The sequence below is a fragment of the Pseudomonas sp. BR20 genome (genome assembly GCF_050780135.1).
Classification (GTDB): domain Bacteria; phylum Pseudomonadota; class Gammaproteobacteria; order Pseudomonadales; family Pseudomonadaceae; genus Aquipseudomonas.
Genome location: NZ_CP172012.1, coordinates 4596945 through 4619352, shown reverse-complemented (window position 1 = coordinate 4619352; position 22408 = coordinate 4596945). Strand labels below are relative to the sequence as shown.

Here is a 22408-nt window from a genome sequence, read left to right as displayed (position 1 = left end):
CGAAACCTGCAGCGGGGCGGGTTATCCCACCTGATCCAAATCGAAGTGTGTTGTTGGGCCGCCCCCGCTCCCAGTCCACCACTGTCCCGCCTGCGCGTTGTAGGCCGCCCGCATCCGTTGAGTGAGTTCCTGCAGGTCTTTGGGCATGGCGTCGTCGTTGGAGGGTTTAGGTAAAGGCATGCGGACTTTCCAGAGCTGGCCACCGGCCTGGAAGGAGAACATTTGCCCCTTGGGCAAACTGACGATGTGAGCAGGCTCGATCAGCGGCACACTGGTGCTGCTGACACGGTCCTGCGAGGAGGAGGTGAAGTCCGTGTTGGCTTCAGGGTCGGAGGTGTCGGTCGCACCCGACACCAGGGTCTTGGTCAGCACGTTAACCTTGGGCAACTGCTGGGTGAGCAGTTCCGCAGTGGCGGTTTCGCGCACCCGCAGCATCTGCAGAGTGTTGAAGTTACCAATGACCTGGCCAGCTTTGGCGCGGTTGCCGATACGTGCTTCGATATCGCTGAGGGTCTGGGTGTAGGCGGTTACCTGGATACCGGCACCGCCGCCCTTATTGATCAGCGGGATGAATTCATCACCCATCAACTCGTTGAACTCATCGGCGTGGAGGTTGATCGGCAATTTGTCACTGTTGTTGTCCGATTGGGGCAGGCCATGATCGATGCCGTGTTTGTAGATGTGTCCGGCGACCGATACCAAGTCGGCGAACATGGAGTTGCCTACGGCGGCGGCCACCTCGGCATCGGTCAGCGCATCCAGGCCGACGTAAACGATGCCGCGCTTACGGATGATCTGCATCCAGTCGAAGATTGGTCGCGGGTCATCTAAATCGGTGTAGTTGGGGGCCAGCAGCTGGGCGGTCTTACCGGTGGTGAGTTTCTCCAGCAGCGGCAGTAGCGAGGCAACGATTTTGTCGAAGTAAGTACGGTCATATCGCACCGCCGAACGCAGACCGTCCATGACCGGATCAAATACTCGCTTCACCGCCAGGTACTGCTCGATGGCCACCACCCGTTTTTCTCGCCCGATCATATGCCGGGGAATGTTCTTCTCGGTGAGCTTGCCTTCAAGCTGGACGATCACTTCCCACGCTTTCGGATCGGTCTTGGCGAAAAACTGCTGGGCGTATTCAATGAACAGCGCGTCGATGTTGACCACATGCCGTTGGATCTGCAGGTAGTCCGGGCGTCGGCCCAGCTCGATCAAAGCCCGAGCAATGATGTTGACGAAGCGCCAAGCGAACTCACGGAAGGCCGCAGAGTTACCTTCACCACTGAGCTGTCCAGCAATGCGAGACGCCACCTCAGAAATGCGTCCGAAACGTCCCACCGCGTTGTAGCGAGCGGAGATCTCCGGCCAGCCCAGATGGAACACATAAAACTCCTTTTCCCGACCAGCGCGTTTGGCTTCGACGTACATCCGTTTGAGCAAGTCGGCATCGCCCTTCGGATCGAAGACGATGACTACCTCATGTTCGGTGCGATGAATGTCCTGGGTGATGTACACCTCGGCGAGTCGCGTCTTGCCTACGCGGGTAGTGCCGAGCACCAGAGTGTGTCCGACCCGTTCGCCCAGCGGCAGACTGACTTCCGTTTCGTTGGGCTCGACCCCATGCAACAGCGGCGAGCCACCTACTGGAGGTAAAGGGCGCAACGGATTGAAGGCGCTGTCCCAGATCGTGACACGGGCCAGTATCGAGAGCGGAAACGGTACATGTTCCAGGCGTCGTTCGAGTCCACGTGCCAGGCGGTAGCTGGTCGGTTGGTCGACATAGTGGGCGACCGCCGGATCCTGGGCCTCGACCAAGCGCTGGGTGTGCAGGCGGGTCCAGCGAAAGCCGCGACCCATGAACAAACGCTTACGGCTAACCGGAATCTGCCGACTGGTCAGCTCATAGCGCGGCAGCCGGCGGATATTGCGCCGATAACGCAGCACCTCCCAGGCTTGTCGCAGTCGGATCAGGCCGAACAGGGTATAGGCCAGCGCCGCCACCTGCCCGATCTCGGGTGATAGGGCCACAGCCCAGGGCGAATCCACGCACAACACCGCGGCGGCGATGCAGATCGCTACGGTGTACAGCTCCACCGCTGGCCGGAGTTTGGACTCCATCGCATGCTCGGCCATGACCTGGACTCACTGTTCCAGTGAGGTGGCGGTGATCAATACGGGGTAGTGCTCTATCTGCAGGCGAGTGGCGATGTCATTGCCGTTGACCGGCAGGATGGTGATGCCCGGAGCGGCTGCTCGAATCCGGGCCAAAGCTTCGATATCGGCCACTTCGATGGCGAGGCCGGCCGCGCCCATTTTCTGCAGTTCAGCCGCACGTTGACGCAACCAAGCCAGTGAGTGGGGATCCTCACCGACCAGGAAAAATGGCCGCAAACCCGGCATGTCCAGGGCGCGATACGTGACCGGGCCGGGGCTCAGGCGAGAACTGAGGACGGGCAGTATCCAGGCTTCATCGGCAAACGTGGACAGGTCCGCATGCATGGCCCGATCAGGCAGGATCTTATTGTTTATGGGCGGCCTGGCAACCTGAAAATGGGGTCGGGTGAAGTCGCTAGGCTGATCCCCGGCTACGGTCAGTTCCGGCTGGGCGAAAGGTGCCAAGAGCAGGGTGAAATAACAGGTAATGGCGATTCGCTTCATGGTGGTGTGCCTTGTTCGAAGGAAACCAGTAATCGTTCGAGTTGCCGGGAAAAGCCGGCGCGGTAACGCGCGGCCGGCGCGCCGCCTGCCGGGCGGTGATAGCGTCCGGCCGCCGACACCCAATCACCGGTGGCGGCGTGATGCTTCTGCAACAGCGCGGCGGTCACCGCGAGATTTCGATAGGGGTCGAGGGCTTCGCAGGGACTGGAAAAACGTTGTCCGTGGTAACCCAGGTTGGTTTGCCCGAGTCCGACATCGACCCGCTTGGCGTCATGTCGGGCGAGCGCCTGGAGCAAGGCGTGACAGGCGGCCTGGCGAGTGGTGAAGCGGTAGGGTGTTCCGGTGATGTTCAGGGTCCAAGGCCAGGGCAGCAGTCGACCACGGACGCGGATACCACTCTCCTGCAAGGCAATCGCGAACAGCACCATAGAAGGGATGTTGGCGTCATGCGCCGCCAGTTGGTAGGCTGGCGGCGGAAGCTCCTCGGCCTGAGCCGCCAGCATCGCAAACATCAACGTAATACCACTTAGTCGAGGCGTTGCCATTGTCCATTCACCTGTTGAAATGTGGCAGGCAATGGCCCCGGGGCACCCAGGCTGAACCAGCGACCACGGTCATGGTTCAGGGTGATCTGCCTGCGTTGAACTCTGGTCGGGTCGATGTCTGCTTGCCGAGCCCAGCTACGGACGCGTTCATCCTCGCCTTGGCTGCCCACCAGGTAGATATCGAACGCCGTATCACTGCTTTGCAGACGCTGCGCTTCAACGGTGCACGCTGGGCAGTGGTCCTCCACAAACAGGGCCTGGCGCGGCACGAGCGATGAGCTGGCAGGGGATGGGGATGCCATGCCCTGGATCGGCAGCAGCCCTGGAAACAGCTTGGCCCAGGCCGTGGTGTAAGCGTTTTGGTAGGCCAATTCGCGTTCGGCGCGTTTGGCTTCCAGTGCTACCTGTAATTCGGCATAGCGCTGGCGCTCTTGGTCGGTCTGGGCCTCGACTCCGAGTGCGGTCAGCGGATCGAGGTTCGGGCTCCAGAAACCGCGTGGACCGGCTTGGATCTGTTCGAAGCGCGTCCACTCCTGCTCCGTCAGCCCCCAGCTTGCCGCCTGTTCAGAGTGAGAGCGCCCCAGCGGAGCGGACTGCGTGTCTTGGATCTGTAACTGTGTCGTGATGGGGTTAGCCATCGCAGCGCCGCTGATTAGTAGCGAAACGAGACAGGCGACGGAGGGCAGTAACGCTTTGTTCATGATCGCTTCTCAAGGGAGGTGCACGGTCTGGTCTGGCTGAGCGGCCACCGCGAAGATAGCTGAGTTTGGCTCCAGCACTTTCAGGTGCCAGGCGCCGAGCTGCTCGCCGCTATGCAGCAGACGAACATCCCTGAGCGAGCGACTGTCAGGAGGTGCGACTGCCAAAAAGCGCTCACCCCCGCGGGACTCGACACTCAACACTGAGAACGGTGGCGAGAGCGGGGGAGGTTTAGGACGAGCCGTCTGTTTCGGTTTGGTCGCGGAAGGCGTCGGTGGTGGTGAGGATGGCTTTGTCCTGAGGTCCAGGAGCTGCTGCTCGACCTGTTCAAGGCGTGCTCGTAGCGCAGTCATGTCCGCTTCGGTGGCGCGGGCTGCCAGACTGTCGCGCAGTTCCTGTATTTCTTGTGCCCACTGATCCAGCATCGGATCGAGGGTATTGGCCTGTTGCTCACCGGTATCGACCATCTGCTTCAGGTCTTTCAGCGCGTACTGCAGCTTCTCTTGTGCGTCCTTCAGCGCGCTTGAATCACGTTGCAGGGAGTCCAGAGTTTGTAGGCGTTGGGTGTCCGTGCTCTGTAGCTCGGCCATACGCTGATACTGGTTATACAAACCACCGCTCAGACCGGCGACTGTCAGGCACAGCAGCCCAATGATGAGGGTTTGAAACGTTGAGGCTTTCATTGACGCGCCTCCGATTGATGGGGCGAGACTGGTGTGATTAGCATGCCGCTGGCATTAGTTTTCTGCTGTTCGAAGCAGACCGAACGGCTGACCTCATCGGTCGTGAGTTGCCAGGCGGGTCCAGCCAGCACCTGTAGCGCACTGCGCAAAGAGATCGGGCCGAGCCGGTAATGGGCTGCGGGCAGAGACCGGGTAAACAGCACCTTCACCGACGCGGAAACTGGACAGAGCGAATAGCCCGAGCGCTGCAATACGTACTGCAACGCATCCTGCACCGAGGGACTCAGGCTGGACGGGATGCTCACATCAATGATTTGAGCGAGAAGATCGCGTTGTTCCGTGGTGGGTTTGGTGCTGACCAGCGTATAGCGGCCATAGCGGAGTTCTGTCGGATGCTTTCCTTCGACTGTGCCCCTCGAAAGCTGTGCCCGATTGGAGCCACTGTCGATCTCTGGATGGGCCGGCAATGGAGTGGGGATTTGCGCGGTGCAGGCGCTCAACAAACCCAGCAGGCAGACAGGCGTGAAAAAACGCTCCATGGAAAAAACCTCATGTCAGATTCAGTGCTGAACCTGACATGAGGTGAAGGAGCGATTCAGTGAGAAAGTTGATTCAAAGCTGGTCGTGTTAAAGCTGAACGTGTTGCTATTCATCAAAAATGGCGAGCCCATCCAAGACGACAGCGTCGGGGTCGAAGATCAACAATCGCACATCCGCCAATGCCGCCAGATACAGTACGTTGACCAAGGCTTCCGGTGTGCCGGCGTCGAGCTGCTCTTGTCTCAAGCTCGAATAACCATTGCCCTCAATGTTCAGCAAGTTCTCGTCCGTCCATGGCGTGCCGATCAGTTTGCAACCGATGCCGTGGCAATCCGCCAATGTGAACAGCTCGAACAAGAGGCCGGTTTGCCTCAGCGCGGAGTCACTGACCCACTCCTCCAGACACAGCATCGTTTCTTCAGGAAGGTGTGCGGTACTGATTTCCCAGGCTCGACTGTAGTGTCCCGTTTCGAAGCTTAGGCGATGGACCATGGCTTGGGCTTCTTCCAGGGAGTACAGGTCGCCGACGTGACACCGCTCGTTAAGCATTTCGCCTATCACGGCGTAGATCACTTGGCGCACCAGCCCGGTGGACGGGTAGCGTTCATCCAACTCCTCCGGAATGAATTGGCCTTCGCTGATCAAGGCGAAATCGTCATTGAACAGGCAGGAGAACAGCTGCAGCTCATCGTCGGGCAGATGGGCCTGTGAGTCGTGTACGGGGCGAAAGCAGGGAGGGCAGTCGTCTTCGTAGGTGATCAGTAGCAGCCGTTCGATATGAAGGTCGTCGTAGCCGCGAGCAAATGGATTGGAGGCCGCCAGCAGAGCAGGGGCTTGGGGTGTGGGGTTCATGAGCGTTCTCCAGATGAAAATGAACAAGGCGCCCGAAGACGCCTGTGAGGGTTAAAGCCAGCCATGTTCGGCCAGGGAAAACGGACGACCTTCACCGACTATGAAGTGATCCAGTACGCGCACTTCGATCAAGGCCAAGGCCTCTTTCAACCGTGCGGTCAAGACGCGATCTGCCTGGCTGGGTTCCGTACAACCTGAGGGGTGGTTGTGCACAAAAATGACAGCGCCCGCGTTATGAGCCATGGATCTCTTAATGACCTGTCGGGGGTAAACGCTGGCCCCATCAATGCTGCCGTGAAAGAGGACTTCGAACGCCAGCACCCGGTGCTTGGCATCGAGAAAAATTACACCGAAGACTTCATGCTCTTGTTGTGCAAGGTGCAGTTTTAGGTATGAGGCCACAGAGTCAGGCGACGTCAGGCTAGGGCCTCGGGCGAACAGCCGACGATCCAGAATATGCAGCGCTTCGTCGATCACCTGGTTTTCTTGGACGATACGATCAGTCTCGAAATCCGAGGTTTCAATCAGTGTGAGTTGGGTGCTCATGGCGGTATCTCCGAAGGGAACAAACAGGGGTGCACGCCCGAGGGGAGTGGTGTCCCCGAGGTGGATATAGAGTCGCGGGCGTTAGCCGATGGCGCGCTGTTTACAGCCGAGTGAATCGGTGGCGTTGACCGTGTAGGGGGGAGTCACAACTGTCGCAGGGCAATGGGGAAAAGGCTCTTATTCCCCAACCGGCTTCGGGATCGAAGTCGGCACTGATGGGCAGCAACCGAACTAGCCCATGATTGATACCGGCGATGCGTTTCTCGATCTCATCCGTCGTGTCGTAGAGCGATAACGTGCTGTAGTCCTCGTAAGCAGCAGCGAACAGGCAGTCGTCGCAAAGCCAGAAGGACTCCATGTGGATTCTCCTGTGCGGATTGAAGAAAAGGCGCTCAACGGAGCGCCTTGATGAGGAACATCGTGGACTGTTCAGGCGGACTGAACGGTACGGGTGGCATCACGGCGGGCCGTGCGGGGAGTGGGTGAAGATTCAGGTTCGACCTGAGCTTCTGTTGGGTTTTCATTCTCCTCAACTTCGGCATCAGCCGATGGTGGGGATGACTCACTGGTGGGCGCTTGCTCAGCAGGTGCTGTTGCTTCCTGCCTGGCGGGCGCTTTGTACTCGAACGTGCCGTTGACCTTGATCCAGTCGATGAACAACAAACGACCTTTCAGACTGGCGCCCGGTTGGCCTTGTTTATCGCCTTTCTCGTAGAGAAACGGATCGATCCAGAGATCGCCGATACGGAACGACAACAAGACCTTTTTCTCGGCGTTGACGGCGTCCATATAGAGACGAATCAAACGTTCAGCTTCACCCCCAGCGACTTTACAGTCGAAGCGGGTGTACTCGACCGCATCGGAGGCACCGTGCAGGGCGGCGATATCGCAGGCCATGAATGGCTGGCCGCGGCGGACTTGGACTTCACGAACACGGTTGAGGTAACCGATACCGACGGTGTGCAGATTGAAGTAAGTGGTCGCTTCTTGGGAGTGGTTGGCGTGGGCCATGATGGTTCTCCTGTTTCAAGGGAAAACGGCGACGCACAGTCCCTGACGGGGAAGTGAGCCCCCGTCAGGGTGGGTAAGGTGAAGGCGAGCGATGAACGATTCGCCACCGGCAAGCCGATGACGAGCAGAACGATGCGTCTGGATGAATAGCAGTGCAGCAGAGGAACGTCTGCGATAGTGGTCCGCAAACATGGGGTAGTGGGCATTCATCACCGATGAAGCGGTAACCGTGCGAGCTTCCGAACGCTGATCGCACTTGGGTCAACCACCACGAACGTGGCGTAGCCTTGAAGGTTGAAGCTACCTGGGCTGGGCTGTCAACGACAGCAAACCACGCCCTTTGTATAAGCCTGTCACAGGTGAGCGTCAAGACGCTGAAACCCAGTTTTTTACGGGCGGAATTCAGTGGCAGTCACTGGACTGAAGAAACTGAAGAGTGGGCCTGGCGGGGTGCCAGGCGAGGAACAGAAAAGCCACCTTTGGCGGCCTTACGCAGTCGACAAGCTCCTCGCAAAGCTTGGTTTAACTGCATCATGACTCGCCAACCGACCCTTGTCGTGGCCTGGGTCGGAGCATGCTGGCACGCATCCGCGCACAAAGGGTGCCCAATGTTTCCCCGGTGGGCTCCGGGGCTGAATACGATCGCCGAAGCGGATGACCGCTATTGCCTAGCAAAGGCAACAGTGGTCATCCGCCACCACCATCAGGTCGAGCACAAAACGGGAATGAAATCCCGCAGAAGAGAAGGCTCCGAACTCAAGGAGTCCGACCGAGCTACCCGGAGCGAATCGGTCTTGGGTCGCCGTTGGCGATGATCCTGAGGCACTACAGCAGAGGGCGTTGGAGACGTCAAGGCAGAGGCGGCCAAACATTGGCGCGCTTTGGGATGGTCAGGCTGCGATCTTCTGATAATGTTTACAACGGTAAAGTAAAAAGATCGCAGCTTGTGGCAGTTGTAATGAGCCTAGCGGAGCTGGTGCCGTGGCAGCAGTTCATCGATCATCTGTAAACAATAATTCAGCCCCGGTAACACGTCACCCACCCGTCGGCTGAGAATGATCGGCGAGGTGGCGTTGTCTTCCCGCACCGGGGTGAAGCCAATGTCGTCGCGGTGCAGCAACTGCACCGAGGCCGGTACCAACGTCACCCCGATTCCCGTCCCCACCAGACCGATCGCCGTTTGCAGCTCGTTGGTCCATTGCGCCACGTTGATATGCACACCATAGGATTCGAATAACGCGATCACGTGGTCGGCGTAGCTGGGCCGCGGGTTGCCGGGGTAGAGCACGAAGGGTTCTTTTGCCAGGTCCCGAAGGCTGATCGGCCCGGCCAGTAATGGATGGCCGGCGGGCAGGGCGGCGACCAGTCGGTCTTCAGTCAAAACAGTCTGGATGATCGCCGGATCGTCGATGCGGATGCGCCCGAAGCCGACATCGATGCGCCCGGCCTTGAGCGCCTGCACCTGTTGCAACGTGGTCATTTCCGAGAGCCCCAACTCAAGCGCCAGAGGCTCGCCGCTGCGCAGTCGGCGAATCAGTTCCGGCAGCACGCCATAGAGCGTCGATGGCGCAAAGCCGATGCCCAGCCAGGTCTTTTTACCCAGACCGATCCGCCGTGTGTTGTCGCAGACTTTGCCCAATTGTTCGAGCAGGGAGGTGGAGTGTTCATGGAAAAACCGACCGGCGTCGGTCAGCTTCAGCGGCCGCCCGCGTTCCAGCAACAACACCCCGAGTTCATCCTCCAATTGCTGCATCTGTCGGCTCAGTGGCGGCTGGGCGATGTGCAGTAGTTCGGCGGCACGGGTGAAATTGAGGGTTTGAGCCAACACCTGAAAATACCGCAGGTGACGCAGTTCCATGGAGCCTCCAGACGCAAGTCGGTTACATACCTTAAAGGTATCAAGTCAGACCAATTCTATATTGGCTTCCCGAAAAAAGCCGTACCAGAATCGGTTCCAGAACTTTAAGAACCTGACGGGTATCGACATGCTTGCAACAGCCATTGAATCGATCGAGACGATCATCGTCGATCTGCCGACCATTCGCCCGCACAAGCTGGCGATGCACACCATGCAGAACCAGACCCTGGTGATCATTCGTGTGCGCTGTGCCGACGGCATTGTAGGGGTTGGTGAATCGACCACCATTGGCGGTCTGGCCTATGGCAACGAAAGCCCGGACAGCATCAAGACCAACATCGATAAACACTTCGCGCCATTGCTGCTTGGCCAGGACAGCGGCAATGTGAATGCCGCGATGTTGCGCCTGGAGCGCAGCATTCGTGGCAACACCTTCGCCAAATCGGGTATCGAAAGCGCCTTGCTCGACGCCCAGGGCAAGCGCCTGGGCCTGCCGGTCAGCGAACTGCTGGGCGGCCGTGTTCGTGATGCGCTGCCGGTGGCCTGGACCCTGGCCAGCGGCGACACCGCCAAGGACATCGCCGAAGCGGAAAAAATGCTCGACCTGCGCCGGCATCGTATCTTCAAGCTGAAAATCGGCGCAGGCGAGGTCAACCGCGACCTGGCCCACGTCATTGCGATCAAAAAGGCGCTGGGCGATCGCGCCAGCGTGCGGGTCGATGTCAATCAGGCCTGGGACGAAGCGGTTGCCCTGCGGGCCTGTCGTATCCTCGGAACCAACGGCATTGACCTGATCGAACAACCGATCTCGCGCAATAACCGCGCCGGCATGGTGCGCCTGAATGCCATGAGCCCGGCACCGATCATGGCCGATGAATCCATCGAGTGCGTGGAAGATGCTTTCAACCTGGCCCGCGAGGGTGCCGCTTCGGTATTCGCCCTGAAAATCGCCAAGAACGGCGGCCCACGTGCCGTGCTGCGAACCGCCGCGATTGCCGAGGCGGCCGGCATCGGCCTGTACGGCGGCACCATGCTCGAAGGCGGTATCGGCACGCTGGCCTCGGCCCATGCCTTCGTCACGCTCAACACACTGAGCTGGGATACCGAGTTGTTCGGCCCGCTGCTGCTCACCGAAGACATCCTCAGCGAGCCATTGGTCTACCGCGATTTCCAACTGCACGTCCCGCAAACACCGGGGCTGGGCCTGGCTCTGGATGAAGAGCGCCTCGCGTTTTTCCGTCGGGACAAGACATCCACTGCCGTTCATCAAGCCTGAGGAGGGCATCATGCTGTTTCACGTAAAAATGACTGTGAATTTACCGGTCGACATGAACCCGGAACGCGCCGCTCAGCTCAAGGCCGACGAAAAAGCCCTGGCCCAGCGCCTGCAAGAGCAAGGCAAGTGGCGTCATCTGTGGCGCATCGCCGGGCTCTATGCCAATTACAGCGTGTTCGATGTCGACAGCGTTCAGGAACTGCACGACCTGCTGATGCAATTGCCGCTGTACCCGTACATGGCGATCGAGGTCAACGCGCTGTGCCGGCATCCTTCTTCCATTCGCGAGGATGACCGCTGAACCCAGCCTGTTCAGTTCGCTACGCTAATAATTACAAGATGAGGAACCACCATGAACGTCAAGATTTCCCACACTGCCAGTGTCCAGAAGTTTCTCGAAGAGGCCAGCGGTCTGCTCAATGACGCCGGCGATCCGCGAGTCAAGGCGCTGGTTTATCGCATCCTGCGGGATTCGGTGAACATCATCGAAGACCTGGCCGTGACCCCGGAAGAGTTCTGGAAAGCCGTCAACTACCTCAACGTGCTGGGTGCGCGTCAAGAGGCCGGGTTGGTGGTGGCCGGACTCGGTCTGGAGCATTACCTCGACCTGCTGATGGACGCCGAAGACGAGCAGGCCGGCAAGGCCGGCGGCACGCCGCGGACCATCGAAGGCCCGCTGTATGTGGCGGGTGCGCCGCTGTCGGACGGCGAAGCGCGACTGGATGACGGCGTCGATCCGGGTGTGGTGCTGTTCATGCAGGGCCAGGTCAAGAACACCGCCGGCGAACCGTTGGCCGGGGCGGTGGTGGATGTCTGGCACGCCAACACCGGCGGCACTTACTCCTACTTTGATACCACTCAATCGGAGTTCAACTTGCGTCGTCGTATCGTCACCGATGCTGAGGGTCGCTATCGCTTTCGCAGCATCGTGCCGTCGGGCTATGGCTGTCCGCCGGACGGTCCGACCCAGCAACTGCTCGATCAACTGGGCCGTCATGGTCAACGGCCGGCGCACATTCACTTCTTCATCTCCGCGCCGGATCATCGTCACCTGACCACCCAGATCAACCTCGATGGTGATCAGTACCTGCACGACGATTTCGCCTACGCCACCCGAGATGAGCTGATCGCCAAGATCACCTTCAGCGACGATCAACAGCGTGCGGCGGCCCATGGCGTCAGCGGTCGCTTTGCCGAAATCGACTTCGATTTCACTTTGCAGACCTCCGCGCAACCCGACGAGCAACAACGCCACGAGCGGGTCCGCGCACTCGAGGATTGATCTCCTCGAACCGCTGAACCGGGCCACGAGATAACAGAAAACTTATCTCGTGGCTTTCTGCGTTGCAGCCGGACCTTAAAGCCCCCAATTTGGAGGCGCTATGAAATGCAGTAGGCACCGCCTCAGTTGTGAAGTCGGACAACCGTTGAGCGACTTGGAGAGAGATTAGCCGACGCTGATGATGCATCAGTAAGTGATCACAATAGCCCTATCGATCTCCAATTGTGCGTTATGGGCGACCCGTATCTTTACTGATCTGCGCAGTGCCTTTGCAGTCTGGGTAGTGGGAGCATGACCAGAACGGCCCTGATTTCCCCTTACGCCTGAGCGTTGAGGCGCTGCAAATGGGGCAAGTCGGTCCGGTTTCGACCGGTAACGCCAAGGTGAGTGCTCGGTAGTGTTCGACCAATTGCGCAATCCAGTTCGCCTGCTTGGCGACGAATGCATCCAGGGGCAGGCGTCCCACTTCGATTTCATCCAGGGCCTGCTCCCAGATCGCGGTCATGCCCGGATCGGCGATTGCCGCGGGTACCGCTTCAATCAGGGTATGGGCCGCTGCGGAGGCCATCAAGGCGCGTTTTTTCTTCAGCAAATAACCGCGATCAATCAACCCCTTGATGATGCCGGCTCGTGTGGCTTCGGTACCGATTCCGGTGGTGTCTCGTAGTTTCTGTTTCAGACGTGGGTCGTTGACCAGCTTGGCTACATTTTTCATCGCCTTGATCAGATCGCCTTCGGTGAGAGGTTTGGGAGCGGCGGTGCGCATGGACTTGAGTTCGACGTCGTCCACTGCGCATTGCGTACCCTGTTGTAGGACGGGTAATACTTGGGACTTTTGACTGGGCTCATCCTCTTCGGTGGCGTCATGGAGCAAGCCTTTCCAGCCCTGGACCAGGATCTGTTTGCCAACAGCGGTCAATCGTTCTTCGCCACACTCCAGTTCGACCTGGGTTCGATCAAATTCATGATGTGGAAGAAATTGCGCGAGGTAGTGGCTACGAATCAGTTCGTAGACTTGGCGTTCTTGTTCGGACATCCGCGCAAGGTTCGCCGGCTGGGTGGTGGGGATGATGGCGTGGTGCGCGGTGACCTTGGCATCGTTCCACACGCGGGAGCGCAGTGATCGATCGAGTCTTCCGAATGCGGGCTGCAGCGCGGGATCTGTTTTGAGCAGGGCATCGAATACCGCGGGTGCCTCGTTGAACATACTCTCTGGCAAATGGCGGCAATCGCTGCGCGGGTAGGTGGTGGCTTTGTGGGTTTCATACAGAGCCTGGGCGATGTTCAGGACTTCCTGAACGCCAAGCCCCAGCTTGCGCGAGCAGACTTCTTGCAGTGTGCTCAGGTCGAAGGGCAGGGGTGGAGCTTCGCGAAAATGCTCCGTCTGCAGCGAGAGTACTGTGGCGGTCTTACCGTCAGTGATTGTTTGGACAGCATAATGGGCTAGCGCCTGCTGCAGGCAATGACCGGCTTCATCTTGTCCTGAGCCGGGTGGCTGCCACGACGCGATGAATGGCTGCCCCATGGAGGACAGGTGCACTTCCACTTCCCAGTAGGGCACTGGGACGAAGCTGGCAATCGCACGATCCCGATCGACCACCAGACGTAAAGTCGGTGTCTGGACGCGTCCCACCGACAGTACGCCATCGTAGCCCGCCCGGCGTCCGAGTAGGGTAAACAAACGACTGAGGTTCATGCCGATCAGCCAGTCGGCGCGGCTGCGGGCGAGGGCTGAGTGGTAGAGTGGAAAGGTCTCCTGCCCAGACTTCAGCGAAGACAGTGCCTTGCGAATCGACGCCTCGTTGAGTGCGGACAACCAGAGGCGTTGGACGGGGCCTCGATACTGGCAGCGCTCCAGTAACTCGCGGGCAATCATTTCACCTTCGCGATCGGCGTCGGTCGCGATAACGACGGTGGTGGCTTCGCTGAGCAGGCGCTTGATGACTTTGAATTGTGCCGCGGTCTTGGGTTTGACCTCGACCTGCCATTGCTCGGGAATGATCGGTAGCTGATCCAATGACCAGTTCTTGTACTGAGCGCCATAGGCTTCAGGCGGTGCTGTCTCCAGCAGGTGGCCGATGCACCAGGTGACGGTTGTCTGTGTGCCGGTCAGGCAACCGTCACCACGTCGAGTGGCCCCGAGTACCTTGGCGATGTCCCGACCCTGGGACGGTTTCTCGCAGAGGAAGAGGCGCATAGAACTGCTCCGGATTGAGTTCGGAGCAGCGTGGTTGGAAACAGCAGTGGCGAGATATGAGAAACCTGAATGGGAGGTTCCTCATATTAGTCGGTGAGGGCAGGCTTAAATGGGCCGGGGCGATTTGTAGTGTGGACGACAGGTGGGCCTTCACGAGCAGCGAGTAACGACAGGCCAGCCACTTCGCGCAGAGGCGCAATTTTTATGCCTGAACTCTGTCAGTCCGACGGTGGTTGCCCTCTGCGTTTTTTGGGTTTCGACGCAGGTGAACCGGCCTGCTCTGTATGTTGCCCGGCGTGTGTCGCAGATGCCGTCGGTTCACTGGAGCGTTCCCGCATGACCACGCTGTGCACCCGGTGAGGCAGGATGCCGACTCGACGGGCCTCGATCTTGAAGGTCACCCTCGCATTGTCTTCGCTGTCCTCCCACTCATCGCGCACGGTACGGCCTTCGACCAGCACACGCATGCCTTTCTGGTACAGCGTGCTCCAGTGTTCAGCCTCGCGGTGCCAGAGCTCAACCGGCGCCCAATAGCCGCCTCGATCTTCATAGCTGCCCTCGCGTGGCACGGGGTTGTCGAAGTACACATTCAGCCGTAGCAAACGCCGTGGCTCGTCATTGCCTGATGGAAATTCCTGGAACTCTGGCGCACTGCCGATGTTGCCTTCGCCGACGAAAAAAGTACTCATCGTGATACCTCCGCTGCTGTTGTGAGCTGGCGCAGTAACCGTTCGGCACTCGCCATTTTGATCGCGCAGGTCGAGGCCTGGCGGTAAAGCGAATGCACCACACTCATTTGCAGGTTCAGTGCAATGCGATCGCATTCGAAACGGTGCAATCCCTCGCGCACGACCTGCGACAGGGTTTGGTTGCCGACCTGGCGTTCCCAGACCGCAACCCCCATGCGGGCGAAGTCACGGGTGCGCCAACGCAAAAAGGTGCTGCCCGCGCTGGTGTTCTGCAGCACCAATCGAATATCCAGCAGTGAGTAAGGAGGCTGTCCGGCTTGCTGTACCACAGCCTCCATCAGGTGACGTAACTGCGCCTCGATTTCCCTCGCCACCTGCGCCAGGTGTTCCAACTCCCCCTTACCCTTAAAAGGTTTTAAAAGGCCTTTTAGGGAGGCGGCGTGTTCGAGCTGTCGATAGGCATCCGGTGTCAGCGCTTCGAAGGGTATTGGTTGAGTCGGGCTCAGGGGATTCATGCTTCGTCCTCCTGCTCATCCGTTGTCGCAGATGGCTCTTCCGCGTCCTCTACCAGCGCGTCAGCGTCATCCACTGTCACAGCACCACGACGAATGATCGGTGGCGCGAACTGGGAGCGGCGATGCCCCTCAAGGATATCCATGGGGGGCAAACCCAGTTTATCAATGACCGCAATGGCACGGGCGTTGTTCGCCGCCATGTCATCGCGCGTGACGCCGGCATGCCGATAGCGCTGTGCCTGGCCGAACAGGCTGCGCAGCAGGTGGGCGCCATCGTCGATCCAGGCCTCCATGTCGATACGGCCGATCAGGGCGGTGTGATGAGCCAATAGGGTACGGCGCACCAGGGTGTCGTAGTCGGTCAGTAGGTAGACCGCCAGAAAACCCAACTGGCTGCCGATGTATAACGGCAAGGTGACGGGGTGGATATTGAGGTTGTCGCCCATGTCGATCTGGGTCGGCAGGTCCTGTCTGATCCGATCCAGCTGTTGGGTCAGTTCCAGCATCCCAGCCTTGGCCTGCATCAGTTTTTCTTCGAGTTGCACGATGGCCCAGTCGGCATAGGGGTCGTCTTGGGCCGCGGTTTGTTTGATCAGGTTGGTGACACTGATGTAGCCGGCCATGCCCATGATCGAGTGGACGCCTTCACGTGCGGCCCGGCCTTGCCAGATACGTGCAGCGTGGTGCGTGTGCAGGGTCAGGGTGATGCTGCTGCGCAATGAACCCAGGTTGAGTTGGTAGTGATCGGCCACGGAGTTGTCCTCGCATAAGCTTGGACGGGAACGTTGCGATAGTTGAGGGTCAAGGGCAGCCCAAAAGCTGAATGCGGTCTGTTCGGTTTGGTTTGAGAGGGTTAATTTCGGGGACGATCGCGAGTGATGCCAGTGGCATCATTTCCATCAATGGCGATGGCGATGGCGATGACGCTCGGATTGCGCAGGTTCGGCCCTTTGCGATCTCACAGTAGATCTCAGTAGATTTGATGCCACTGGCATCAAATCTACTGACGTCCACCGCGTTTGCCGCGCAGTTGGCGCAGCTCATTCAGGCACGCTTGGGCAAGGGCGGATGCGGGTTCGCCCTGTTGTCGAGATGGCCGCGAGGGGGCGGGTGGGGGCGGTTCTGCAATGGGTGACGGTTCGGCCTGACCTGCCCAAGGACGAAATTCGCCGTTCAGCGCACGTTGGATCAATCCCATCAGATAGGCCGCTGGCTTGCGGATTCCACCGGCCGCACAACGTGCCCCCGCTTCGTTGAGCACCGCCTGCCGATCCACTGGTTTGAGCTTGTTCAGCGCCACGGCGACGGCTTGACGCTCGCTTGGGCTCAGGTGCAGCGTAGCGGGCCAGTGAAGGTTATCCACCGCTGGGGTCGCGCGCTGTACTGTACAAATACTTTCTTTTAATACAGTACAGGCGGCGTTCGGATTCCGAACGGTGCGGGAAACACTGGCGTTTAGACTCGGTTCGGAATCCGAACGCGGGCCTGCACGATTCCGAACGAGGGCATCTTCCCCCCGTTCGGAATCGTGCACCGCGGCGTCGGTTGCCGGATCCAATTCTTGCTGCGTCCAGTGTTCGCCCCAGCTGTCGAGCCGTGTCGGTAGTCGACCCTGATCGATATCCGTGTCCTGGCGGATTTCTTCCACAATGTGCTGCGCGACAATGCGCACCGCCTTGGTGGCATGGCCGAGGGCATGCCCGACCAGCGCCAAGTAATCCTGATCCAGTTCCATGGCTTCGGCGGGGGTTAACGGCTCATCGTGCAGAACGTACAGCGAACCTTGAAGACGTCCGCTGAGCTGATCGCGTCCGCGACTCACCAAACTGAGCCAGCGCGTCAACCTGAGCATCGTCAACACCCGAGCAATGGTTTCACGGGAGGCTGACGCACCGTAGGGCACGCTTGACAGGTAAGGTTGCAAATCCTCATAACGCGGTGTGACCACGCCCTGACCGTGCAGCATGAGTCGAAACACCTGCCAGGCATTCCGTTCCAACGGCGTCAACCGACTATCCAACAGCAGCCGACGTGGCACGACTTCGTGAGATTGGCCACTGAACAGAAAGTCCACCTGCAGAGCCAGGTTGGAGGGATGTTCAGTGGTGGGACGTGTGGGCCAGCGTTCACTCAGCTGCTGGGTGCATTGCTGCAGGACACGCTGCCAGCGACTGGAAGGGGCAGTGTTCATGTTCAGTTGCTGTACTGGTCGATCTGCTGCCACACGATGGTCAAGCTGATCTGTTGCTCTTCGGCCAGCATCATCATGGCGTCTAGCTGATCTCCGGTACTGTCTTGAGCGCGCAGCTGGCACCATCGCTGCCAGAGCGCATGTTCCTGGGCTTCGCTCAAATGCTGAGGACGGCCCTTACGGGTTTCTATTTTGAGCAGACGTCGACGCAGGGCGGTTTCCGAATGCGCCAAGCCGAAGTTTTGATACATGATGGTGCTGCTGGCGCCGAGCTTGAGCGCTCGGTTGATCAAGCGCTCGTTCTGCTCGTCGCGCTCGGCTTGTTCGATCAACCGGTGCAGCACCGGTGAGTCGATCTTGATCTCTACCCAGGGTACGGTGGCATGGGCCAGGCGTGACAGGGTGGTGGGCGGTAAGGATTGCAACAAGTAGATGTCGTCTTCACCCAGCCCGAGTGCCTTGCAGCGCTGCAGGTTACCTTGGCGCAGTTCATGCAGCACCTGGGCCAGCATGGCCTGGTTGAGCACATTGAAGGACAGGCTCATGGCAATTTCTCCGGTGAGTCGTCTTCAGGGGTTAGCGTTAAGTCGATCAGGCGACGGGCCAGGCGGATCAGCCGATACAGTTTGATGAGCAGACTGTCGGGCAATCGCTCCAGTCCCACATCAACGGCGGGACGATCTGTCAGCGGAAGTTGATAGATCCCCAACAACAACTGGCCGAACAGCGCTGACGGCAGTTGCTTACGATCTTCCCAGTTGACCTCGTCTTGAGCGCGCAGCAGGGCCAGGAGCAGTAGGTGAACGCCGGTCGCGCGAGGCACTGCAAGATCAACTCGCTCGATGTTCAGGGCGAAGCCCAAGCCATGCGGCTGGTCGATGATGCTCTCGGGATGTCCGGCATAGGCCGCCATTTCCCGCGCCAGTGTGGCAATGGCGGATCGCAGTTGTTCGGGGCTATCCAGTGCTGGTGCGATGGTCCAGATGTCGTCGATCGCATAGGTGTCGACCGAATATGCTGAGTCGGTGGCGGTCTCGCGATCGATCTGTTCACGAATCTGTTGAACGCGAGACGGAGGGCTGACTGCTGATACGGCATTCGTTTCTGGCGGTGTGAGCAATTCCTCTCGCGTTGGTTCGGTCTGGGGCCTAGTCTCAGTTGATTTGGGATGGGGCTCGGAGGAGGGAGCTCCTGCTGCGGCGACATCAACGCTTGGCGGATGGCTGTTCTCTGAGGACGCACTGGCGACAATACCAGGCGTAGAGATGACCCGTTGGGTGTCGCTCAGCTCTAGGGCCAACATACGGTAGGACTGTCTGAGTAAGTGGCTCATGCGTTCGAGCAGTTCATCCTGGAGCTGCTCAAGATCGAATAACTCGGGTTCTGCATCGAAATATCCCAGGGTCTCGAGCCAGAAATCGACGAACGCAACGGGGGCGGTTGGATATCGGTTCCAGGTTCGCTCTGCCTGACTACGCAGTGCGATCAGGCGTTCAACTTGGGGTTTACCCAACCCGGCATACAGGGTTTGTGGAATGGCGGGCAATAAGTACTCGAGGGTGTCGAGCATTCGGCTGATGTGTGACTGCGAAATCGGATAGCCTCCAGCGGCAAGACGTCGAACCAGCTCACGTTGTGAGAGCACCGCTCCCTCTGCTTCGAGCATGGTTTTGAGCTTGGCTACCGCCAGAGCCCGTTCGATGAAAGTGAGTTGGCCGTGCAGATCGCTTTCGGCCAGATGGCCGAGTAGCGCGTTGATTTCATTGCTCCAAGGTCGGAACAGGCAATGAATGCGAAAGAAATGCTCGTCGCGGGTTTCCTGCCACAGCTCGCCGAGAATTGCCAAACGCGTATTACCGCCGTTGCGGATGATGAAATAGGTTTCACCTGGGCGGCGGGTAATCGGTGGCGGTTGATCCAGCCCGCGTTCACGGATCGAAGCCTTGATATCGTCGTATAGCGGATTACGGATGAAGCGCGGGTTGTGTTCGTAGGGCCGCAACTGCTCCAGCGTGACCAACATAGGCGTGTCAGTAAGTGGATCGGACAGCCGCTCCAGTTCTGGACCTCGAGGGAAGTGGTCCTGGTGCAGCTTGTCGGTGATCTGTCCCTGACTGAGCTTCTTCATCGGAACAACCTCAGTTAACGCCGGTTACACAAATGGTCACCGACCTCGAACTTGACGATCTCGGCAGTACCCGAACCTTCGAAGTGTCGGGAGAGTTCTGCGAGGAACCAACCCATGGCCGAGCGCCCACCCTGCACGCGAAAGACCACGGTGCAGTACTCCTCGCAATGTGGGTGGTGTGGTTGAATGGAGGGTGGAACGATGATGGGCAGTTGATCCAACATCAGAAGACTCCTAGCCAAACATGGTTGGCCTCAAGGTCGATCAAACACAATGACTGGGTGAGAAATGCGGGCTTGGTGATTTGTCTCATTAAACCTCCTCGTACCTGCTCATCGTAGAGATCGCCTCGCGCCATTCCGGAAACAGTTCAATGGCCAGCGCTTGCATGGTTTTCAGCGCTGATGGCGAGCGCCGTTGGCGTGACTGGCGAGTCTCGATTCGGTGGACCGGTAGGCCAAGGGAGGCGGCATTGAGATAAGCCACTCGGTCTGGAACTATGGTGTCTAGAACCGAGATATTGATAGCCTCGGCGAAGGTCTCGCGCAGGCCTCGGATGATCATCCGGGTGTCCACTCGAATGCCATTTACCTGGTTCAGTAGTAGTCTCAAGGGTGGTGGTGTAATGCCTAGGTGGCGGAATGGTTCGAGTTCGCTGAGTAGCTTCAAGGTGCCACGGCGCAGTTCGCGGGCAGCGAGCATTTCGGGTGTGATGGGAGATAGGGCGAGATCGGAGGCTAGTATGGCCATCTCCAGCAGTACGCTGCGCGCGCCTTGGGTGTCGATCAGCAGCAGGTCGTAACTGGGGCGGAAGGCGTCCAGCAGATTGCGCAGACGCAGTCGCCCATCAGGGGCATGCATCAACAAGGTGCTCAGTCGGCCTTGATCATCGTTGGAGAGGATCAGGTCGAGACCAACAACCGCAGTTGTGGAAATTATCTGTGCAGGATCTGTCAGGTTGAGCGCAATGAACTCGTACACACCGGCGATAGCCTCGTGGCTCAATGCGTAATAGCTGGAGAGAGTCGGTTGGCTATCCAAGTCCAGCAGCAGGACTCGCAGACCAGCATCTGCCAGAAGACCACCAAGGTTGGCGGCCACTGTTGTTTTGCCCACGCCACCCTTGGTGGAAACCACCGATACCACACGCATGACATCAGGCCTGCTGACCCAAGCGTTCAACGACCCACCGCTCGATCTCCAGCGAGTCCCAGCCGACGGCGCGCAGTCCAATGCGTTTGGCTTGGGGGAATTTGCCTTCCTTCATCAGGTTATAGATGTGCGCGCGCTTGAAACCGGTTTTTCGCTCCACTTCGTCGCGACGCATGATGTGGCGTTCCGTCTGTCGTTGAGGTTCTTCAGCGATGGTTGAGGTTTGGCTGAACATGATGGTCACTCCTGGCGTCGATTGGCGCGTGATGGGAAGTGACCTGAATTGAATAGAAGAAAAGCCTGAGAGTCATTGCACTGCAAGTCAGGACATTGCAGTGCAATGCGATGGGTCAGGTGGTTTTTTTAAGGCTGCGGTTGGCTGCAGCAAACTTCGCGTCCAGCGTCCGTTTACTGAGGCCGGGAATGTCATTGTGGCGTGCGGTCACAGCATCGACGATTGCGGATTGGCTCCTGAACACGGAGAGAGGCTTGCCCGCAGGTGACGAGCTCAAGAAGGTGTTGAGCAAGGCGCCGATGATCTGCAGGTAGGTTTGTTCGCTTCGCTCGCTGAGCTGCCCCTGAGTAGTTACCAACGATTTAAGGCTTTCCTGCTCAAGTCCCAGCGTCCGAAGGTCAGCTACGACATCTTGGAGCTGACGTTGCAGAGTATCCCGCTCTCGCAGGAGTACATCCCGTTCCGCCTGGAGTGCAAAGTAAACACCCAGGCTGATTTTATCTCGAGTGTCGTCGTCAGACTCGAATAGAAAATCGGGCCTCTGACCAGGGTAGTAGATCTGCATCCAATGACGCAGATCCGAATGTCGAACCGTCAACAGAGTGAGGTCCACGGGGGTACCCCGGGGAACCGAGATACCGAAACATCCGTACGGTAATTCGCCATTGCGGATGGCATCATAAATTATTTCGGTATTGATTTGTAGGCATGGCCACTGGGGAAACAGGAGTCTGAGTTCTTCTGGGCAGGACCAAGCTGCCTGTACTATTTGCGTTTCAAAACGAATGAGATTGCACCAACGCAATGCTGCGTCGATGGGCCGATAGAACGTTTTTGCCTGCGGATTAAAGTAGGTCGAAGACATGTGCGAACGGACCTCCATTTCTGGTGGATAGGCCTCTCGCGAAACATCTCTACTTCGCCTACCTGCCGGGAAGCAGTGGCAGTGGCTGTTTTATTCGGATTTTTTTGTTCGATGAGGTCATTCCATCTATCAGTTCCTAAAGTGGTGCTTATGTTTTTGTTTAAAGCTTCGTCCCAGGCAGGCGGGGCGGGATCTCATCTCAGATTGATTTATCAGCTCAGGGCGAAAGTGGATCCTTTGAAGCAGACCATCATTTTCGTAATGCGTTCACACCACCAACTCGAGATAGCGAGCGTGGCAACACGCTCTTGTTTCGCTCAAGGTAGTTGTCTAGTTGGTGGTGTGGTCAAAATTGACCCGCGAAGCCGCGCTAGATGCGAGAGGGAATAGGGGGGGGGATAGGAGTATTTCTATGTCAAACCTAAAATGTATAAAAGTGTTTCAGCGTAGGAAGGAGCAGTGATTGCAAAGGACTTTGTCAGCGACTAATGG

General features: G+C 58.5%; 25 protein-coding genes. 3 read left to right on the top strand and 22 right to left on the bottom strand.

Features of this window, described 5'->3' with window-relative positions; translation table 11 throughout:
- Positions 1-21: 21 nt before the first annotated feature.
- From traD to ACHPFG_RS21010, 11 genes are all read right to left on the bottom strand, one after another.
- Positions 22-2127 (bottom strand): type IV conjugative transfer system coupling protein TraD, encoded by a 2106-nt coding sequence (gene traD / locus ACHPFG_RS21060; RefSeq protein ID WP_103408642.1) that lies wholly within the window; start codon positions 2125-2127, stop codon positions 22-24.
- A 9-nt stretch (positions 2128-2136) separates the two neighbouring features.
- Entirely contained in the window at positions 2137-2652 is a 516-nt protein-coding gene (locus ACHPFG_RS21055; protein WP_103408643.1) for an integrating conjugative element protein, read from the bottom strand.
- The gene (locus ACHPFG_RS21050) at positions 2649-3197 is read right to left on the bottom strand and encodes a lytic transglycosylase (protein ID WP_103408644.1); all 549 of its coding nucleotides are present in this window, start codon (positions 3195-3197) and stop codon (positions 2649-2651) included. Before ACHPFG_RS21050 ends, ACHPFG_RS21055 begins: the two co-directional genes overlap by 4 nt.
- Positions 3179-3898, bottom strand: a complete 720-nt coding sequence (locus tag ACHPFG_RS21045) for a TIGR03759 family integrating conjugative element protein (protein WP_103408645.1) — start codon at positions 3896-3898, stop codon at positions 3179-3181. Before ACHPFG_RS21045 ends, ACHPFG_RS21050 begins: the two co-directional genes overlap by 19 nt.
- Positions 3899-3907: 9 nt before the next feature.
- The gene (locus ACHPFG_RS21040; RefSeq protein ID WP_103408646.1) at positions 3908-4579 is read right to left on the bottom strand and encodes a chemotaxis protein; all 672 of its coding nucleotides are present in this window, start codon (positions 4577-4579) and stop codon (positions 3908-3910) included.
- Positions 4576-5118: a PilL N-terminal domain-containing protein gene (locus ACHPFG_RS21035; RefSeq protein ID WP_081360948.1), complete on the bottom strand. Its 543-nt coding sequence runs from the start codon at positions 5116-5118 to the stop codon at positions 4576-4578. The genes ACHPFG_RS21040 and ACHPFG_RS21035 overlap by 4 nt, the downstream gene beginning before the upstream one ends.
- A 106-nt stretch (positions 5119-5224) precedes the next feature.
- Positions 5225-5971, bottom strand: coding sequence for an ABC transporter substrate-binding protein (locus tag ACHPFG_RS21030; protein ID WP_103408647.1), 747 nt, complete (start codon positions 5969-5971; stop codon positions 5225-5227).
- A 51-nt stretch (positions 5972-6022) separates the two neighbouring features.
- Positions 6023-6517 carry a RadC family protein gene (gene radC, locus ACHPFG_RS21025; protein WP_103408648.1) on the bottom strand — a complete coding sequence of 165 codons (495 nt, stop codon included), beginning with the start codon at positions 6515-6517 and terminating at the stop codon, positions 6023-6025.
- Between the two features lie 100 nt (positions 6518-6617).
- Positions 6618-6875, bottom strand: a complete 258-nt coding sequence (locus tag ACHPFG_RS21020) for a hypothetical protein (RefSeq protein WP_081360954.1) — start codon at positions 6873-6875, stop codon at positions 6618-6620.
- Positions 6876-6946: 71 nt separating this feature from the next.
- Positions 6947-7528 (bottom strand): STY4534 family ICE replication protein, encoded by a 582-nt coding sequence (locus ACHPFG_RS21015; RefSeq protein WP_103408650.1) that lies wholly within the window; start codon positions 7526-7528, stop codon positions 6947-6949.
- 964 nt (positions 7529-8492) lie between these two features.
- Positions 8493-9386 (bottom strand): LysR family transcriptional regulator, encoded by an 894-nt coding sequence (locus ACHPFG_RS21010; RefSeq protein WP_103408651.1) that lies wholly within the window; start codon positions 9384-9386, stop codon positions 8493-8495.
- Between the two features lie 127 nt (positions 9387-9513).
- Between ACHPFG_RS21010 and ACHPFG_RS21005 the strand changes: the two genes are divergently transcribed.
- From ACHPFG_RS21005 to catA, 3 genes are read left to right on the top strand one after another with little or no spacing between them, the layout of a single operon-like run.
- On the top strand, positions 9514-10662 hold the full coding sequence (locus ACHPFG_RS21005; RefSeq protein WP_103408652.1) for a muconate cycloisomerase family protein: 1149 nt from the start codon (positions 9514-9516) through the stop codon (positions 10660-10662).
- Positions 10663-10672: 10 nt separating this feature from the next.
- On the top strand, positions 10673-10963 hold the full coding sequence (catC, locus tag ACHPFG_RS21000; RefSeq protein WP_007936026.1) for a muconolactone Delta-isomerase: 291 nt from the start codon (positions 10673-10675) through the stop codon (positions 10961-10963).
- A gap of 51 nt (positions 10964-11014) precedes the next feature.
- Positions 11015-11944: a catechol 1,2-dioxygenase gene (gene catA / locus ACHPFG_RS20995; RefSeq protein ID WP_103408653.1), complete on the top strand. Its 930-nt coding sequence runs from the start codon at positions 11015-11017 to the stop codon at positions 11942-11944.
- A gap of 229 nt (positions 11945-12173) precedes the next feature.
- On the opposite strand, the gene ACHPFG_RS20990 is transcribed toward catA, so the two are convergent.
- The 11 genes from ACHPFG_RS20990 to ACHPFG_RS20940 form a co-directional block, all read right to left on the bottom strand.
- Complete coding sequence (locus ACHPFG_RS20990) at positions 12174-14141, bottom strand: DNA topoisomerase III (protein WP_103408654.1); 1968 nt, start codon at positions 14139-14141, stop codon at positions 12174-12176.
- Between the two features lie 218 nt (positions 14142-14359).
- On the bottom strand, positions 14360-14830 hold the full coding sequence (locus tag ACHPFG_RS20985) for a single-stranded DNA-binding protein (RefSeq protein WP_103408655.1): 471 nt from the start codon (positions 14828-14830) through the stop codon (positions 14360-14362).
- The gene (locus ACHPFG_RS20980) at positions 14827-15345 is read right to left on the bottom strand and encodes a DUF3158 family protein (RefSeq protein WP_093432362.1); all 519 of its coding nucleotides are present in this window, start codon (positions 15343-15345) and stop codon (positions 14827-14829) included. The genes ACHPFG_RS20985 and ACHPFG_RS20980 overlap by 4 nt, the downstream gene beginning before the upstream one ends.
- Complete coding sequence (locus ACHPFG_RS20975) at positions 15342-16097, bottom strand: PFL_4669 family integrating conjugative element protein (RefSeq protein ID WP_431700324.1); 756 nt, start codon at positions 16095-16097, stop codon at positions 15342-15344. Before ACHPFG_RS20975 ends, ACHPFG_RS20980 begins: the two co-directional genes overlap by 4 nt.
- Before the next feature lie 248 nt (positions 16098-16345).
- Complete coding sequence (locus tag ACHPFG_RS20970; RefSeq protein ID WP_431700323.1) at positions 16346-17536, bottom strand: STY4528 family pathogenicity island replication protein; 1191 nt, start codon at positions 17534-17536, stop codon at positions 16346-16348.
- Between the two features lie 2 nt (positions 17537-17538).
- A complete protein-coding gene (locus tag ACHPFG_RS20965) occupies positions 17539-18081 on the bottom strand; it encodes a DUF2857 domain-containing protein (protein ID WP_431700322.1) in 543 nt (180 codons plus the stop codon).
- Complete coding sequence (locus ACHPFG_RS20960) at positions 18078-19664, bottom strand: ParB family protein (RefSeq protein ID WP_431700321.1); 1587 nt, start codon at positions 19662-19664, stop codon at positions 18078-18080. The genes ACHPFG_RS20965 and ACHPFG_RS20960 overlap by 4 nt, the downstream gene beginning before the upstream one ends.
- A gap of 14 nt (positions 19665-19678) precedes the next feature.
- Complete coding sequence (locus ACHPFG_RS20955) at positions 19679-19888, bottom strand: hypothetical protein (RefSeq protein ID WP_321848131.1); 210 nt, start codon at positions 19886-19888, stop codon at positions 19679-19681.
- An 88-nt stretch (positions 19889-19976) separates the two neighbouring features.
- A complete protein-coding gene (locus tag ACHPFG_RS20950; RefSeq protein ID WP_431700320.1) occupies positions 19977-20816 on the bottom strand; it encodes a ParA family protein in 840 nt (279 codons plus the stop codon).
- Positions 20817-20820: 4 nt separating this feature from the next.
- On the bottom strand, positions 20821-21051 hold the full coding sequence (locus tag ACHPFG_RS20945; RefSeq protein WP_275969314.1) for an AlpA family phage regulatory protein: 231 nt from the start codon (positions 21049-21051) through the stop codon (positions 20821-20823).
- Positions 21052-21166: 115 nt separating this feature from the next.
- Positions 21167-21916, bottom strand: coding sequence for a hypothetical protein (locus tag ACHPFG_RS20940; RefSeq protein WP_275969313.1), 750 nt, complete (start codon positions 21914-21916; stop codon positions 21167-21169).
- Positions 21917-22408 lie beyond the last annotated feature (492 nt).